We start from the raw sequence: 18,864 nt of genomic DNA, 5'->3' as shown, positions 1-18,864 counted from the left end.
CGCTACCGAATGATAGCCATATGACATCCCATCAAAACTGACAAAAGCTGACATCGGACGAAGCCGCCCCGCCCTGCGACGCGATGCGTTCAGGACAAGGCAGACGATGGCAGAAGGTTCAAGGCTCGCTGAAGGAGCGATGCATGCCATCGGTGAGGGGGCCGGCAACGTAGTCGAACAGCGAACGCTCACCGGTGAGGATCGCGACGCTCACCGGTACCCCGGGTAGCAGTGGATAGCGCGTGCCGGCATGCTCGAAGGCGTCCTGCGCAGGGCGGATACGCACGCGGAAGTACGGTACGCGCTGCTCGTCGAGCACCGAGTCCGGGCTGATGTCGATCACTTCGCCGTCGATCGGCTGGAAGCCGCGGGCAATCGACGATACCAGCTGGATACGGGCGGGCTGCCCTGGGGTGACCATGCCGATGTCACCGACCGGCAGGCGCGTCTCGATCATCAACGGCTCGTCCGCCGGAACCAGGGTCATCAACGTGCCACCGGGCTGGATGACACCGCCTTCGGTGACCACCTGCAGGGTCATCACCACGCCTTCGATGGGCGAACGCACCACCTGACGCTCGCGGCTGTCGGAAAACTTTGTCAGGCGCTCCTGCAGTTCGGTGATCTGCCGGCGCACCTCGGCGAGTTCCTTCTGCAACTCCTCGTTGCCACCCGAATCCAGGCTGGTGAGGGCGGCCTGCTCCTGCTTCAGACCGGCGTATACGCGGCCCAGGGAGGCCTCGGTTTCCTGCAGGGTGCCACGCAACTGCTGTTCGTCCTTGAGCAGTTCCAGGTGTTCGTAGCGATTGGCCAGGCCCTCGGTCATCAGCTTCTGGCTGATGGCGATCTGTTCGCGCAGCAACGTGAGCTTGGAGCTGACGTGACCGATGCGCGCCTTGAGCTCCTTTTCCTCGGCCCGGCGCTGCTGGATTTTCTGCTGCTGCTCCTCGGAACGGCTGTCCAGGCGGCTCTTCTGGGCGATGAACAAATCACGGTTGACCTTGACCTGTTCGGGAAAGTCACGGGCCAACTCCTCCGGCACCGTCATATCGGCGGCGCCAGCCAACTGCGCTTCCAGGCGCAAGGCGCGGATACGCAACGCGGCCAGCAGTGCCTCGGTCTCGCGACCTTCGGACAGCATGGCGACGCGCTCGATTTCCGCCAGCGGCTCGCCGGCGGCAACGCGCTGCCCTTCGCGCACCAGGATGCGCCGCACGATGCCGCCTTCCAGGTGCTGCACCAGCTTGGTCTGCCCCAGCGACGTCACTTCACCGGTCGAGTGGCTGGCGATGTCCAGCGGGAAGAACAGTGACCACAGCAGCATGGCGCCGAGCATCAGCGCCAACAGGCGAATGGTCAGGCGGCTGCCCAGCAGTTCGTCACCGGGCAGCGCCGGGTCGGTCTTGCCGGGCAGGAAGAAGCCGGCGAAACGGCTCAGCAGCGGGTGGTTCTCGAAGGTGCCGAGGACCCGGTCACCCAGGCGCCCCATACGACTCGGTGCGTCATTGATAGGCATATCGTGCTCAGCCATGGTCGGCACCTCCCTGAGCAGGCTCGCGCGACCCGTCACGCAACACGCGTGGTACCGGTTTGTGGTTGAGGTCGATCACCGTATCGGCAGCGCCGAGGATGAAGCCCTCGTTGCTCATCACCACCAGCGTACGGCCTTCGCGTACCAGGCGGCTGAGCAAGGCGGCGATGGCCTTGCAGCCCTCGGCATCGACACCCTCGGTAGGGTCGTCCAGCACCACCAGTTGGCCACCGCCGATGACGGCACGCGCCAGCGCCAGGCGTCGGCGGATCCCCAGTGGAATGCTGCCACCGCCGTTGCGCACGGTCAGCCCCAGGCCTTCGGCCCCGCCCTCGACGAAGGCGCCAACCGCCAATTCACGACACACCTCCAGGACCCGCGCATCGGTCGTTTCCGGCGCCAGCACGCAGAGGTTCTCGCGCAGGGTGCCGTCGAAGAACTGCGGCTCCTGCGGCAGGTAGGCGACCTGCCGGCGCCACCATTGCGGGTCGGCCTGGCGCAAGTCCATGCCATCGACCAGCAGGTGCCCACGGCTGGGCTCCAGCAGGCCGACGAGCAGGCGCGACAAGGTGGTCTTGCCACTGCCGTTGGCACCGGTGAAGGCCAGCACCTTGCCAGCCTCCAGCTGGTAATCGAAGTGTTCCAGTACCGGCACGGCCTGCTTGGGGTAACCAAAGGCCAGGTCTTCGAAACGCAGGCTGCCGCGGGTCTGCCCCAGGCGCACGCCTTCGCCGCGCTCGCGAGGAATGGCGCACAGCTGGCGGGCCAGCTCCAGCGCACGCTGACCACGGCCGATCTGCTCACCCAGACCAAGGGCACGGGTCAGGGCCGCCAGGGCCCGGCTGGCGAGGATGTTGCAGCCGATCAACGAACCGATGTCGAGGTTACCGGCCAGCACTTCGCGGGCGCCGAGGCCCATGATCACCATGCTGAGAATCAGCGTGCCGGCGTAGCTGGCGTTCTGCATGGTGTTCTGCAGGCGATTGAGCTGGGCACGCTGTTCGGCCTGCTCGTCGGCGCAGGCCCGCCACTTTTCCTTCAACACATCGGCGGCGGAAAACGCCCGCACCATTTCCCCACCGGCGGTGAGGTTGTGCTGGTAGCCGGCCATCTGCATGGCGATGCGGCTCTGCGCCTCCATCGGCTCACGCAGGCGGCGCTGGGCCAACAACGACACCAGCGTCACACCGGCCATCACCAGCAGGGCCATACAGGCCAGGAACGGGCTGAGCATGCCCAGCACCACGACGAACACGAAGGCGAACGGCGTGTCCAGCAAGGTCACCAGGTTGGGCGCGCCGAAGCACTGCTGCACGGTGCTCTGCCCGGAAAGGATTTCCCGCCGTGCGGTATGCGGCAGTTGCTCGACCAGGGCGTACTGGCCCCGCACGGCACCCTCGAACAGCGTCTCGCCCAGTTCGGTATCCGCCCGCGCGCACAGCCACTGGGCCAGGCGCAGGCGCGCGTTGCGCAGCAAGACCTCGAAGCCCACCGCCATGACGGCGCCGATGGTCAGGGTCACCAGGGTCGCATCCACACCCAGCGCCAGGTAGCGGTTGAGCACATGGATGCTGTACAGCGAGCTGGCCAGGCCAAGCAGGTTGATCAACAGCGAGGACAGCCACAGCTCCAGGCGTAGCCTGGGTTGCAGGGCGATGCGGCGGAGAAACTCGTTCATCGTGACACTCGGGAAAAAGCTCCCTGCGCGCGACCGCGCAGGGAAAGGGGTTACACCGTGTAGGGCTGGATGATGTCCTGCGGCAGGCTGTGCGCGTCGGGCTGGTTGGCCAGCTCGGCGAGTGCCACCAGGCCGCTGCCATCGCTACCGCTGGCGGTATCGGCATCGTAGTACAGCCGCGTGACATCACCATTGGAGATCAGGAAGAAGGCAGCACCGTTGTGTTGCCCATTACCGCTGATCGCCGCTTCGAGCTCGTCCAGGTGGCCATTGCTGCCGGTACCGAACTGGAACTGCCCGGGCGCGAAGCTGACGCGATAGACATCGGCGTTGCCCTGCCCGGCCAGCTGCGCCAGGGTGTCCATGATGTCGCCCGTGAAGGATTGCGACACCGAGGTCAGGCTGTTCAGGCCCCCGAATGCGGTAGGGTCGAAGGTCAGGTGATCGACCCCGGCCTGGAAGTCGAGGATCGCGTCCATGCCATCGGCTGGCGAGCTGTAGTGGAAGCGATCCGCCCCCGCCCCGCCGCTCAGCACGTCGGCCCCTGCGCCACCGACCAGCAGATCGTCGCCGTCGCCGCCATTGAGCACATCGCTGCCGGCACCGCCGAACAGTTGGTCGTTACCACCCAGGCCGGACAGGTTGTCGGCACCCGCCGTCCCGGTGAGCAGGTCGTCGCCCGCCCCGGCCTGGTCGTTGTTGCGCAGCACCACGTCCTTGCTGATCAGCACGTACGGGCTGTTGGCCGTGGCGCGCAGCACGATGGACATCAGCTCGTCGGCCTCCACGGCACGGTCGCCGCTGACCTGGAAGCTGAAGCTGGCCGTGGTACTGCCGGCGGCGAAGGTGACGCTACCGGCTGGCAGGGTGCCACCGAAGTCATCGGCGTCCACGCCCTGCCCCGCACCCGGGGTGACGCTCCAGTAGAAGGTTTCGGCGCTGCCCGTGGGGTTGCGCGTCAGCTGGTAAGTGACCGTCTGCAGGCCACTGTCGCCTTCCACCAGGCTGTCCGGGCCGGTGATGGCCAGGCCTAGGTCGTCGTCGCGGATGGTGCCGCCCAGCGTGGTAGCGCCGCCTGCGATGGCCGGGTGGCTGAAGGTCAGGTTGAACGACTCGTCGCCCTCGCGCAGCGAATCACCGCGGATCGGCAGGTTGAAAATCATCTCCGACACACCGGCTGCCAGGGTGATGGTGCCGGTCAGCGGGATGGTGAAATCGTTGGCGTCCACCGCCCCGACGATGCTGTAACCGATGGTCAGTGCCGCACCATCGGGCCCGGCGCGCAGAATGCGATAGGTCAGCGGCGTGGTGGTACCCGGAGCGCCTTCCAGACGACTGTTGTCCAGCGCCAGCACGGTCACGGCGACGTCGTCGCTCTGGATGGTCGCCCGCGCGCTGCCCTGCAGCGGGTTGACGCTGCTGCCGCCGCCACTGCTGGACAGCTGTACGGTGAACTGCTCGTCGGATTCGCCCAGGTCGTCGCCGTTGACGGCGATCTCCAACACCTTGCTGGTCTCGCCAGCGGCGAACTGCAGGGTGCCGGTGGGCAACACGCCACCGACGAAGTCGCTGCCGTCCGCCGGAGCGGCACCACTGCCGGCCACCGACCAGTCGATGCTGGCGCTCGAGGCGGTATCGCCACTGCGGGTCACGGTGAAGCGGAACACCGTGGTGGCACCACCGTTGCCTTCGGCCAACACGCTGTCCACCACACGGATGGCGAACTGATTGTCATCGTTGACGATGGTGCCAGTGGCACGGTCGTTGATCAGGTCGATGCCCTGCGGGTCGCTGAGCACCACCTCGAAGCCCTGATCCGGGCCGAGTACGTCGTCGCCACGCACGCGAATGACGATGTCCTTGTGCGTTTCGCCATCGGCGAATACCAGCGAGCCGGACGGCAGTACACCGCCGTCGAAACTGCCGGCGTTAGCCGGGTAGGTGCCGTTGCCGCGCAGCGACCAGTCGACGCTGACGCTGCCGGCGCTGTCACCGACGCGCTCCACGCGGTAGACGAATTCGGTGATGTCACCAGTATCGCCTTCGCGCTGACGGTCGCTACCCAGGGCGGCGATGCTCAGGCCACGATCATCGTTGAGGATGGTGACGCTCGCCTCGCCGGTGAGGATGGTGGCGCCTTCGGCGTCACTGAGCACCACGGAGAAGGTCTCGTCCTGCTCGCCGAGGGTGTCGGCATCCACCCACACGGTGATGGTCTTGCTGGTTTCACCCACCCCGAAGGCGACCACACCACTGACGTAGATACCGCCGAAGTCTTCGGCGTTGGCCGGGTTGGCGCCTGACGGCAGCACCTCCCAGAGCACGCTGGCCGGGCCGGACAGGTCGCCACCGCGGGTAACGGTGAAGGTCACCGGGGTCTGCAGCCCGTCGCTGCCCTCCACCACCGTGGCGGCGTCGGCGCTGATCCACAGCACGGGGTCGTCGTTGAGCACCACGGCGCTGACCGGGCCGGTGGTGATGGTGGAGCCGTAGCTGGGGTTTTCCAGCTGCACGGCGAAGCTCTCGTCTTCCTCGCCCAGTTCGTCGCCGCGCACGGCGACGGTGAAGGTCTTGCTGGTCTCGCCGTCGGCGAACTGCACTGTGCCGGTAAGCGCGGCGAACTCGGCGTCGCTCAGCGGATGCGCGCCGATGCCGGCCGCACGCCAGTCGACGCTGGCGGTGCCCACGGCACTGCCGGTACGGTCGATACGGAAGGTGAACAGGGTCAGGCCGCTGTCGCCTTCGACCAACTCGCGGGTCACCACGCTCAGGGCCAGGCTGTCGTCGTCGTTGACGAGGGTGCCGACCTGATCGTTGCCGACGATGTCGGTGTTGCCGGTCGGGTTGGACAGGTGCAGGGTGAACGACTCGTCGCCTTCGTCGAAACCGTCGCCGAGCACATCGATGTAGATGTCCTTGTGGGTTTCACCGGCGGCAAACACTACGGAGCCGGACGGCAGCACGCCACCCGAGAAATCGGCTGCGTTGGCCGAGCCGGCTTGCACCTGCCAATCGACCGAAGTCTGACCACTGGTATCACCGCTGCGGGTCACGGTGAAATGCAGGCGCCCCGGTGTGCCGTTATCGCCCTCGTGAACCTGCGCGACGACACTGGCCAGGGTCAGGTCGATGTCGTCGTTGCGAATCACCCCGGCGGCACTGCCGGCGCCGGCATCGACGGTGCTGCCAGCGCCCGGCTGGTACAACTCGACACTGAAATGCTCGTCGATTTCGACGTCTCGATCACTGCGCACCGGAATGCTCAGCACCATTTCGCTCTGCCCATCGGCGAAGGTCAGCGTGCCGCTGGTGGCAAAGAAGTCACTGACATCGGTGTCGCCATGGTTGATGCGCCAGTTGACCGTGGAAGTGCCCTCGGTGCTGCCGGTACGGGTCACGGTAAAGGTCAGCGTGGTGCCTTCGACGCTATCGGCGGCGCGCGGGGCGATGGCGAATACGTCGTCATCGTTGCGAATCAGCGCGCTCACCTGCTGGTTGGCGAAGGTATGGCTGAGGCTGTCGCTCGGCGCCTGCAGGCTGACGGTGAAGCCTTCGTCGGGCTCCAGCTGATTATCACCGGCGACCCAGACGGTAATGGTCTGGCTCATCTGGCCTTCGGCGAAGGTCAGGTCGCCGAACGGCAACTGGCCGCCGAAGAAATCGTCCGCCGAAGCCGGATTGACGCCGCTGCCGGCCACACTCCAGGCCAGGGTCGTGGCCAGGCCGCTGCCGGTGCGAGTGACCAGGAACTGGTAACCCGTGGCGCCATTGTCACCTTCGACCGGTGTGGCGGCCACGCCGATATTCCAGTGCACGTCATCGCTGACGATGGTGCCAGTGGCGCTGCCGACCTTGATGTCGGAGCCGGCCGAAGCGTTGCCGAGCACCACCTGGAAGCTTTCGTCCGGCTCGACCAGGCGATCACCGATGACGGTGATGCTGATGGTCTGGCTGCCGGCTTCGCCGGAGGCGAAGTTCAGCGTGCCGCTGGGCAGCACGCCACCAAGGAAGTCGGCAGCGTCGGCCAGCCCCTGCAGGCTCCAGTCCACGCTGGTGGCCAGGTCGAGGTTACCACTGCGGCTGACAGTGAAGGTGTAGACGGTCTGCAGGCCATCATGGTCCTCGACGTGACGCGCATCGGTGGCCACCAGGGTCAGCGACACGTCGTCGTTAACGATAGTGGCATCGGCCGTGGCCTGGGTGAACACCACGCCATCGGTGCTGTTCAGGCTCAGGCGGAAGTCCTCGTTGGCCTCGCCGCTGTAGTCGCCGCGCACCGGCACACGGATGGTCAGCTGCTCCTGGCCGGCGGTGAAGGTCACGCTGCCGCTGGTCTGCAGGAAGTCATCCGCCGAGGCCGGATTGGCGCCAATGCCGGCCACGCTCCAGTTGATGGTCTCGGTGCCCGACAGCTTGCCGCTGCGGGTGAGCACGAAGTCGAACCAGGTGGTCTGTCCGTCATTGCCTTCGGCCTGGGTGGCCGGTGCGGCGACGTCGATCACCACGTCGTCGGCGCGGATCAGGCCGTCGGCGCTGGCCTGGCTGATCACCAGGCCGCTGGACGGGTTGCTCAGCACCACGCTGAAACCTTCGTCGTACTCTGCCAGCACATCGCCGCGCACGTTGATGGTCAGGGTGACGCTGGCTTGCCCCGCCGGCAGCACCAGCGAGCCGGACGGCAGCACGCCCAGGGCGAAGTCGCTGCCGTCCGCCGGGTGCGCGCCACTGCCGATCACGGCCCAGTCGACGGTTTTCGGCTGGTCCAGCGAGCCACTGCGGGTGATGGTGAAGGTGAACGCGGTGGTGCCGCTGTTGCCCTCGGCCTTGCTGGCGTCGGTGGCGGTGATGCTGATGCTGGCATCGTCATTGACGATGGTGCTGCTGGCACTGCCAGTCTGGATCTGCGCACCGACCGGGTTGCCCAGCACGATCTGGAAGGCTTCGTCGCCCTCCACCAGGGTATCGCCGTTGACCAGCACGGTGATGGTCTTGCTCGACTCGCCATCGGCGAACGTCAGGCTGCCGCTCGGCAGGCCGCTGTTGTCGCCCAACTGATCGGCCGTGGCGAAATCGGCCACGCCAGCCAGAGCCGAACCCAGGCGCCAGTTGACGCTGGCACTGCCGCTGGTGTCGCCGCTGCGCTGCACGGTAAAGGTGAACGCCGTGGTGCCGCTATGCCCTTCGGCCAGCTCGGTCTGCCCAGCCACGATGTTGAAGGCCGCATCATCGTTGAGGATGGTGCCCTCGGCCGTGGCCTGGGTGATGGTATCGCCTGTGGTGCCCGAACCCAGAGTGATCTGCACGCTGTAGGTTTCGTCAGCCTCGGCCACGGCGTCCTGGTTGGACTGCACGCTGATGGTCTTGGTCAGTTCGCCCGGCGCAAAGGTCACCGAGCCCGACAGCGGCCCGCTGAGGTCGGCGTTGTTGGCCGTGCCGTTGAACAGCACCTGCCAGTTGATGGTCTGGTTCTGCTCGGTGCTGTGGCTGCGGGTGATGACGAAGGTCTGCGCCTGGCCTTCGCTACTGGCACCCTGCAACGGTGCGATGGAGAAGCTCGCGTCATCGTTGCGGATGGTGCCGTTGGCGGTGGTGCGGATCGGGTCGCTGATATCGCTGCTCAAGTTGCTCAGGGCAATGCGGAAGTTCTCCACCTGCTCCGGCGTGACATCGCCGACCACGGTCACGGTGATCTGCGCCGTGGTCTGGTTGGCGGCGAAGTTCACCACGCCGCTTGTGGCGCCGCTGAAGTCAGCGGCGCTGGTGGTGTCGTGTAGCAGCGACCAGTTCATGCTGGAGGTGCCGCTGATGACGCCCGAACGGGTGACGGTGAAGGTCAGGGTCTGGTTGGCATCGGTTTCGGTGATCGAGGCATCGGCGATGCTAATGCCGGTGTCATCGTTGACGATGGTCAGGTCTGGGCTGTTCTGGCCACTGACTGGTCGGTTGGCGATGCCGGCGCTGTTGAGCGTCTCCTCGTAGAACACCACGCGGAAGCCTTCGTTGTTCTCCACCTGGCCATCGCCGCGCACGACGATGTTGATGTTGCCGGTCATAACGCTGTCGGCGAAGGTCAAGGTACCGCTGGGCAAGCTGCCACCAAAGTCCGCGGCATCGGCCGGATTCGCGCCAACACCTTCCACACGCCATTTCACCGAACCATAGCCGGTGTAGCCGGTGCGGTTGACCGTCAGCGAGTAGGTGGTGCTCTGGCCACTATCAGCTTCGCTCTGGCTGGCCGTGCTTGGCGTGGCGGTGTAACGCGTATCGCTTTCCAGCAGCGTGCCGGTGACGTTCATGCTGGTGGCGTTGCTGGCGCTCCAACCATCGCTGCCAAAACGCACGGTGGAGCCGGTGGTGTCGGCCGGCGCATTGAGAGTAAGAGTGAACCCCTCGGTGTTCTCGATGATGCCATCGGCCTTGAGCAGGTCGAGCAGCGAGACGTTGTAGCTGGACGTCCCGGCAGGCAAGGCGAAGGTGCCGCTCAGGCTGACGAAATCGGCGTTGCTGGTCGTGCCGTTGGTCAGGGTGTAACCGATGGTCAGCGCGTTATCCATGCGCCCGCTGCGCACGATATTGAAGTTCAGCGGTTGCCCCTCGTAACCACTGGCGACGGGGTTGGTGTTGCCCCAGCCGCCCACCCACAGGCGAATGTCGTCGTTCTTGAGCGTGGCGCTGGTGCTGCTCTGCGCCGGGTCGAGGCCGGTCGGGCCGTACTCGTCACGATACTGCGAACTGATGAACGGATGGTTGTAAGCGTCGTTCGGCGAGATCAGCGAGAAGTTCAGCAACGTGTCCGGCTCGATCACGGTATCGCCCGGGAAGGTCACCGTGACCTGCTTACTGGTCTCGCCGGCGGCGAAGTTCACCACGCCATAGGTGGTGTTGGAGTATGGCGAAGTCACCGCGGCGGCATTGCCACCGTAGTTGCTGACCTGCGCCCCACCATTGCCGCCCGAGTTGATGTTGTTGCCGACGATCTGCCAGGCCACGCTGCTGGCGTAGTCCACACTGCCGCCCGGCTGAGCGGTACGGGAAATGGTGAAGGTGACGCTGGTCGTGCCGGTGTTGCCTTCGAACACCTCGCTGGCGCTGCGGGTCACGCCGAGCAGTGCAGCCGGCTCGTCGTTCAGCACCCAGCCACCCTGGTTGTAGCCGAGCGTCGGCGTCTCGATGTCGCCATCGAGATTCTGCGGGTTGCTCAACTCCATCTTCACTTCTTCACGCCAGGTCTCGGTCAGCGTGTCGTTGACGGTATAGAGGGTGACGGTCTTGGTCAGCTCGCCATCGAGGAAGGTAAAGCTGCCGCTGAGCGTGCGCGTGGCGGCATCCCACGACAGGCCGGGGTTATTGGCCAGGATCGCACTCATGTCCAGGTCGGCCGGATCGAGCTTGTACCAGTCGCTGCGGACGTTGTTGGATTCGTTGCCGCTTTCCGAACCGTCGAGGACGATCTTCCAGTCCACAGAATCACTGCCGCGCTGGTCGCCGGCACGGGTGATGGTAAAAACCAGGTCGGTGCCTTCGGCAACATGCTCGCTGCTGACGTCGAAGCGCGTGTCGTCGTTCTTCACCACCGTATAGTTGTTGGCGCCACCGGGTGGGCTTGCCGTGGAACCAGGCTGAATGCTGCTGCCCGGGCTGGCCTGGTTGAGGTACAGGCGGAAGGCCTCGTCGTACTCACCCACATCGTCCACACGGGTGCGGATGGTTACATAGCCAACCGATTGCCCATCGGCGAAGGACAGGCGACCGGACAGCGCTTCACCCGGCGCGAAATCATCGGTGTCCATCGCGGTATAACCGCTGACGCCCGTTTGCACCGCCCAGTCGACCCACGCCGGGCCGGCGGTGGAAATGGTGCGATAGACGGCGAAGGTGTGCTCGATATAGCCGTCGGCCGCACTGCCGCCATCGGCAACGGTATCGCCCTCGAAACGATTGCGCCCGGTGGTGGGCGTGTCCTGGATGTAGAACTCGGCTTCGTCGCGCTGGATTTCGCCGAACAGGTAGACGGTGGACGCGCTGGTACCATTCTGCAGCGTGGTATCGGAGGTGTAGATGTTCTGGCTGCCGGTCTGCGGGGCGCGCAGCTCATCGATACCGCCGGTATTGGTGAACTGCACCTTGAACCACTGGTCGTCCTCGACGATGTTGTCGCCACGCACGCTGATGGTGATGGTCTTGCTGGTCTCGCCATTGGCGAAGTTGACCGTACCCGAGGGCAAGGTGCCGCCGACGAAGTCGGCACCGTCGGCCGAATACTCCCAACGCCCGTTGCCGTAGTCATAGACATCCTGGCCACTGAGGTTCCAGCTCAAGCTAGAAGCCTTGGCCGTATCGCCACTGCGGGTCAGGGTGATGGTGTAGGTGGTGGTCTCGCCGTCAATCTTCTCGGCCTGACGGGCCTGCGCCCACTCGATGGTGACCAGAGTATCGTCGTTGATGATAGTGCTCTGGTAGCTGCCATTGCTGCCGACCGAGGTGCCGCTGCTGGCGCCGCTCAACACGAGGTTGAAGCGCTCGTCACCCTCGACGCTGCCCACACCGCTGTCGCCATAGGCGCGCACGGTAACCGTCTTGCTGCTCTCGCCCGGGTTGAAGGTAAGCGTGCCGTTTGGCGTGATGAAGGAGCTGAAGTCCAGGCTGTTGGTATCGACATGCTGCACGGCCCAGTTGACGGTACTGGTCTGGTCCAGATTGCCGGTGCGAGTCACGGTGTAGGTGAATGATGGGCCGCTGTTGCCTGCATCCCCTTCACTGCTGCTGGTAGTACCAGCGGTGATGTTCAGCTCGGCATCGTCGTTGCGCACCACGCCATCGGCACTGGCCGTGGCGATCTCGTTGCCCGGCGAGGCGTTTTCCAGCAGCACCCGCAGCGTTTCGTTGCCTTCGAGCTGGCTGTCGCCCGCCACGCGCAGGGTGATGGTCTTGCTGGTTTCGCCGGCGGCGAAGGTCACGCTGCCGTACGGGATGCCGTCGACATCGCGCAACACACCAGCGGCCTGGCTGCCAAAGAAGTCGGCAGCGTTCACCGAGTTGGCGACGCTGGGGTCGACACGCCAGTCGACCGTGCTGACCTGGCTGGTATAGCCGGCGCGGGTCACGGTAAAGGTGAATTCGACGTAGCCGCTGTTGCCCTCACCCTTGTCTGCCGAAAACGCGCTGATGCTCAGCGACGCATCGTCGTTGGTCAGCGTCGTGGTGGCACTGGCGGTACCAATGCTGGCATTCGCCGACGGGTTGGAAAGCGTCACGGTAACGGCCTCGTCGCCCTCCACGTTGGAGTCGCCACGCACGCGAATCACCACGGTGGCGGTACTCTGGCCATCGGCGAAGCTGAGCGTCCCGCTGGACGTCTGGCCCGCACCGAGATCGCTGGCGTTCAAGCCACCGCTCAGCGTCCAGGTCATGTCCCGGGCGCCGCTGAGCGAACCGCTGCGGGTGACGGTAAAGGACACGTCGCGCTCGCCGGTGTTGCCCTCAGCCTGAGTCGTGGCGTTGGCGGCGATGCTGAAACTGGCGTCGTCATTGAGTACCTGGGTGCTGGCCGTGCCCTCGCCCGCCTCGATGGTGCCGCCAACCGGAGTGAACAGTGACACCTGCAGGGACTCGCTGCTCTCCACGGTGTTGTCACCGCGCACGCGAATGGTGATGGTCTGGCTGGTCTGCCCGGCAGCGAAGTTGACGGTGCCACTGGGCAGCCCGGCGTTGCTGCCAAGGGCGTCCTGGCTACCCTGGAAGTCGCTGGCATTGATGCCGGTGGCCGGATCCAGGCGCCACTGCACAGAGCCTGTACCGGTGGTCACGCCGCTGCGCGTAACGGTGAAGGTGAATTCGCTGACATCGCCCGAGGCGCCTTCGTTCTGCGCCGCCGGGGCGCTGATGCTGAAGTTGGTGTCATCGTTGGTGACCAGCGTGCTGTCACTGGCCTTGACCAGCATCCCGGCGCTGGGGTTGCTGAGGGTCAGGGTGAAGGCTTCGTCGGCCTCCACGCGGGTGTCGCCACGCAAGGTGAAGCTGACGGTCAGCTCGGACTGGCCAGGAGCGAACGTCAGGCTGCCGGTCGGCAGACCACCGAGAGTGTCGGCCGCGTCGCCACCGTTGCTGCCGGTAACCTGATAGTCGACCGTGGCGCTGCCGGTGAGGTCGCCACTGCGTACGATGCTATAGATCACCGTCTTGCTGCCGCTGTTGCCCTCACTGATGCTGGCCTGCTGGGCATTAACCGAGAAGCCCTGATCATCGTTGCGGATCACTCCAGCGGCCGTCCCATCGACCACCGCCTGCGGCGTACCGTCTTCCAGGCGGGCATTGTTCAGGGTCACGGTGAAGGCTTCGTCGGCTTCGACCTGCAGGTCGCCGTTGACCTGAATGGTCAGGGTCTTGCTCGCCTCTCCGGCGGCGAAGCTCAGGGTACCGCTGCTGGCAGCGAAGTCCGCGGCATTGGCGATGCCGGACAAAGACCAGTCCACCAGGGCTGCCGAGCCGAGATCACCGGCGCGGGTCACGGTAAAGGTGAATGCGGTGGTGCCGCTGTGGCCTTCGGCCTTGTCGGCGGCCAGTGGGGTGATGGAGAAGCCCATGTCGTCATTGTCGATACGGGTCTCGGCACTGGCCACCGTCAGTTCGGTGTTGCCATCGCGGGCCTGTAGTTCGACGGCAAAGGTTTCGTCCAGCTCGATATGGCCATCACCCGCCACGCGCACGGTGATCTGCACGCTGGCCTGGCCTTCGGCAAAGGTCACGGTGCCGGACGGCAGACCGGCGTTGCCGCCGAGTGCATCCTGACCGGTAACGAAGTCGGCCAGGCTGGCGGCATCGACGCCCTGCCCGACCGCGACTTTCCAGTCGACGCTGGTGGCACGCAGATCGCCGCTGCGGGTCACGGTAAAGGTGAAGCTGCGCTCCTGACCGGCATCGCCCTCAGTGGCGCTGGCCTGGTCGGCACCGATGGAAAGCGCTTGGTCGTCGTTGCGCACCAGGGTGCTGGCGGTGTCGGTGAGCAGTTGGGTCTGGCCATGGGCCGGGTTGGAAAGCGGATTGCCCAGCGTCAGCGTCAGGGTTTCGTCGCTTTCCAGCACGGCATCACCGGCCAGTGTCAGCTCGATCACCTTGCTGGTTTCGCCGGCGGCGAATTCCACCAGGCCGTTGAGTGCAGTGCCGAGAACGAAGTCATCGGCCTGCAGGCCGCTGGCGGCCCAGGTCACGCTGACCGGGCCGGACAGGTCGCCGCTACGGGTCACGGTGAAGCGCAGCACCTGGGTTTCGCCAGCAGCGCCCTCATCCACCGCGGCTTGCTCGGCCTGGATACTGATGCCAACGTCATCGGAAACGATACTGCCATGGGCTTCACCGACCACGATGTCGGCATGACCGCTGGCGTTACCGAGGGTCACGGTGAAGGACTCGTCGCCCTCCACGTCGCGGTCGCCGCGCACGGCGATCTGGATGACCTTGCTGGTCTCGCCTGGGCCGAAAGTGACGGTACCGGACGGCAGCACGCTGCCAACGAAGTCCGCCGCATCGACCTGGCCGGACAGGCTCCAGCCAACGCTAGTGGTGCCCGTGGTGACGCCAGAGCGGGTCACGGTGAATTCATGGATGACGCTGCCACCATCGCCCTCGAGCAGGCCGCTGCGGGTGGTAGCGATGGCCAAGCCGGTGTCATCGTTGGTAATGGTCGCGGTGGCCGAGGTATTGCCCAGGCTGGCGCCCGTGGACGGGTCATAGAGTTCGACCCGCAGGCCTTCGCTGGCCTCCAGGCGATAGTCGCCCGCCACCTGCAGGCTGATGGTCTGGCTGGTCTGGCCGCTGGTGAAGTTGAGTACGCCGGTCGGCAGCACGCCACCGACGAAATCGGCGCCGTCCACCGGGTTGCCGCCCTCGCCGACCACGCGCCAGGCCACGCTGCCGCTGCCGTTCAGGTAGCCGGTGCGGTTGACCAGGAAATTCAGTTGTGCAATCTGGCCGTCGCCGCCCTCGGCAACGCTGGCGGTCTGCGCCTGGATGGCGAACTGCTGGTCGTCATTGAGCAGCATGCCGTTGACGCTGCCATTGCCTACCGTAGCACCCGGGCCCGGGGTACCGAGGCTGATCACGAAGCTCTCGTCGGGCTCGAGCTGCGAGTCGGTGGCGATGGGCAGGACGATCTCCATGCGATCGACACCGGCGGCAAATACCAGGGTGCCGCTCGGCAGGATGCCACCGACGAAGTCGCTACCGCTTACGCCGTTGGTGGCGCCGGGCGCCAGGCTCCAGGTGATGGTGTCGCTGCCGCTCAGGTCGCCGCTGCGCTCGACCACATAACGCAGTTCGTGGCCGCCGCCGCTGCCTTCCAGGCTATTGGCCTGGGACAACAGGTTGAACACCACGTCGTCGTTGCGAATCAGGCCATTGGCCGATCCGACGGAAATTTCCGCGCCGGGGCTCGGATTGCTGAGCACCACTTGGAAGCTTTCATCCAGCTCTACCAGGTTGTCCGGCGACAGGGGCAGAGTCACGACCAGGCTCTGCACACCACGACCGAATTCAAGGGTGCCGTTGAAGGCCGTGCCGTTGAGAAAATCGGCCGCATTGGCGGAATTGGCGCCGTTGCCGAACACCAGGCGCCAGTCGACGCTGACACTCTGGGTCAGGTCGCCCTGGCGCTGGACGGTGAAATTGAGCGAGCGCGGCATGTCGCTGTTGCCTTCGGCCGCTACCAGCCCGCTGCCATCGAGACTCAGGCGCGCATCGTCATTGATCAGGCTGCCGTTGACGCGATCCTGGATCACTGTCATGCCGGGGGTGGTGCTGCTGATCACCACCTGCAGCCCTTCGGTGGGCTCGAACTGGCTGTCCGGAGTGGCGCTGAAACGAATCACCGCACTGCTCTGGCCTGGGGCGAATTGCACCGTGCCGGACGGCCAGGTGCCGCCGAAATCGGCTGCATCCACCGGGTTGTTGCCAAAGCCCTGCACACGCCACTGCACCGTACCGGAGAGCGACAGTTCACCGCTGCGGGTAACCACGAATTCCAGCGGCGTGGTGCCGGTAGTGCCCTCACGCACATTGGCATTGCGCGCGACGATGGAAACGGCCTGGTCGTCCGAATCGATCGTGGCCAAAGCCGCACCTACGTCGATCTGGCTGTTGGCATCCTGAGCCTGCAGCGACACGGTGTAGCTCTCGGCGCCCTCGATCTGGGTGTCACCGTTCAGGCGCACGTAGATGACCTTGCTGCTCTCGCCCGCGGCGAACTGCACGGTGCCATTCATGGCCTGGCCGGCAGCGAAGTCGTTGATGTCAGCCGGCAACTCGCCGTAGCCGGCGATCTGGTAGCCGATCTGCCCGGCATTGCTGATGTTGCCGGTACGGCTGACGACGAAAGCCTGCACGCCGCCCGTGCCGTTGCCTTCGACGGTCGACGGCGTAAGGGCTTCGATGCTGTATACCGACTCGTCGGTGCGGATGGTGCCGTAGGCTTCGCCGTTGATGATCTGTACACCAGCCGGCGGGTTGCTGAGTACGATGCCGAAGGTCTCGTCCATCTCCGCCAGATTGTCACCCTTGACCCACACGGTGACCAGCTTCTGCGTTTCGTTGGCCGCAAAGGTGACATTGCCGCTGGGCATGCCATCGGCCAGGTTGAGCAGGTTCTGACCGGCGATGAAGTCATTGGCATCGGCAGCATGGGTGCCGACGCGCACGAAGCGCCAGTCGATGGTCAGGCTCTGATCCAGTAGCTCGGAACGGGTCACCATAAAGGTGATCGCGGTCTGCTGGCCTTGGCCGCCTTCCATCACGTCCATGGTCACGCCGCGCAGGCTCACGCCGGTGTCGTCGTTGACGATCACCGTGCTGGCACTGCCGCCGGAAACGCGCAGGTTGCTCTGCTCGCTCTGCAGGTTGACGGTCAGGGTCTTGTCGTCTTCGACCTCGCGATCGCCGCGCACGGTAAGGACGATGTCGCGGCTGGTCTCGCCGGCCGCGAAGTGCAGCAAGCCACCGTCGATGCCCTCGACGAGATCCTCGGCATCGACGCCGCTGACCGACCAGCGCACCGAACCGCTGCTCAGCGAATCGGTACGGGTAACGGTGAAGCTGATGGTCGTGGTGGTGCCGGTGTCGCCTTCGACGACCTGCGACTGGTTGGCGCGAATCGATACCAGACCGTCATCGTTGAGCACCGTGGTGGTGGCGTCAGCGGTGACGATGGTCAGGTTGCTGCTGGGGTTGCTCAGGCTGACCTGCAGCACCTCGTTGGGCTCGACCACACGATCGCCAAGCAACGGGATGCTGATGGTCTTGCTGACCTCGCCAATGCCGAAGGTCAGGGTGCCGGAAGGCAGCGGGCCGCCGATGTCCGCTTCGTCCAGGCCGCTGGCGGCCCAGTCGAGGGTCGCCTCTGCGCGACCGTTGCTGCGCGTGACCACGAAGGTCAGTAGCTGCTGCTCGCCCTCATCACCCTCCAACACCTGCAAGCGGGTAGCCTGGATGCTGACGGTGGCGTCGTTGTCGAGAATCTGTACCGAAGCGCTGGACTGGCCAAGCTGGCTGCCGGCACTCGGGCTGCTCAAGGACACCACGGCCGTGCGGTCGCCCTGGGCCAGATAGTCGCCTGGCACCTCGATGCGAATCTGTTGCTGGGTCTGCCCTTGGGCAAACGCGATTGCGCCGCTGGGCAGCGCGCCACCGAACAGTGCCGCATCCAGGCCACTGAGCGCCCACTGCACCTGGGCAGCGCCAACGCCGCCGCTACGGGTCACGGTAAACACCAGGGTCATGGTGTCGCCAGTGTCGCCTTCGAGCACGGCAGCTGTGCCCTGTACGGCGATGACCGATGCAGATTGGCTGCTACCCGTTGGCGCGGTGTTCTGTACGGGCGTGCTGTCGAGCGGCTGGCTACGGTCGGTTCCGGCCGTCAGGCTGCTGCCCAGGCCGCTGTCGTCACGGAAGGTCGGGAAGATGCCCAGCCCACCACCGGCCACGCCGCCCGTGCCCTGGCCTGCAGTGCCATTGCCGATGCCAGGGGTAACGCCCCCCAACAAGCCGGGACCGAAGCCATCGAGATTGAGCATGGCCAGCTCCGGCGGAGCACCGGCCGGCAACATGCCGCTACCGGTCTGATCACCGGTCAGTTGGGTGCGCTCCGGCTGATAGGCGGCGGGAGTCTGGTCTCGTGCGATGTCCTGGCCGAACAACCCCGTGACTTCCGGGCGGTAGGTGCTGGCGAACGGCGCCGGCGCCGTGATTGGCGCGGCGCTGACGGGCGCGACCAGCGAAGGCAGCGGGTCAGTCATCACTTCGTTGCTGCGCGCATCGACGGGCTGGGTCTGGATGTCCAAATCCGCCATCCAGTTCTGTAGCCAGGAGGAGGCCTCGATCGCTTGCGGCTGGTCGGCCGCAACGCGCGCCTGCTCGGCAACCGACTGGCGCAGGCTCTCGGCCAGCTGCGGAGCGATACCGGCCGCACGCAGCATCTGGCTCATGCTGGCCAGCGCCTGCTCGAGCGAGTCGATGCCCTCGGGCGCACGCCCGTTGAGGAAATTCGTCACCACCTGTACGGCACGAACCAGGGTGTCGATCTGTGCGCTCGTCAATTCAGCCATTTCGGCTACTCCTGCTGTTTACAGCCAATCCTGTGGAAGCGCCAACGCACCCGATCCAGGTGCGC

3 protein-coding genes are annotated in these 18,864 nt (G+C 65.5%); all 3 read right to left on the bottom strand.

The genetic code is table 11. The features are described 5' to 3' along the window. Window positions 1–118: 118 nt before the first annotated feature. The 3 genes from PVA39_RS19605 to PVA39_RS19595 are packed head-to-tail and all read right to left on the bottom strand — an operon-like array spanning window position 119 to window position 18,799. The gene (locus tag PVA39_RS19605; RefSeq protein WP_274125464.1) at window positions 119–1,531 is read right to left on the bottom strand and encodes an HlyD family type I secretion periplasmic adaptor subunit; all 1,413 of its coding nucleotides are present in this window, start codon (window positions 1,529–1,531) and stop codon (window positions 119–121) included. Continuing rightward, a complete protein-coding gene (locus PVA39_RS19600) occupies window positions 1,524–3,209 on the bottom strand; it encodes an ATP-binding cassette domain-containing protein (protein WP_274125463.1) in 1,686 nt (561 codons plus the stop codon). Before PVA39_RS19600 ends, PVA39_RS19605 begins: the two co-directional genes overlap by 8 nt. A gap of 50 nt (window positions 3,210–3,259) precedes the next feature. Beyond that, on the bottom strand, window positions 3,260–18,799 hold the full coding sequence (locus tag PVA39_RS19595; protein ID WP_274125462.1) for a Calx-beta domain-containing protein: 15,540 nt from the start codon (window positions 18,797–18,799) through the stop codon (window positions 3,260–3,262). Window positions 18,800–18,864: the final 65 nt, after the last annotated feature.

The organism is Pseudomonas sp. CNPSo 3701 (assembly GCF_028674975.1).
Classification (GTDB): Bacteria; Pseudomonadota; Gammaproteobacteria; order Pseudomonadales; family Pseudomonadaceae; genus Aquipseudomonas; species Aquipseudomonas straminea.
The sequence above is the reverse complement of the archived record's forward strand: the minus strand, read 5'-3'. Positions and strand labels throughout refer to the sequence as shown.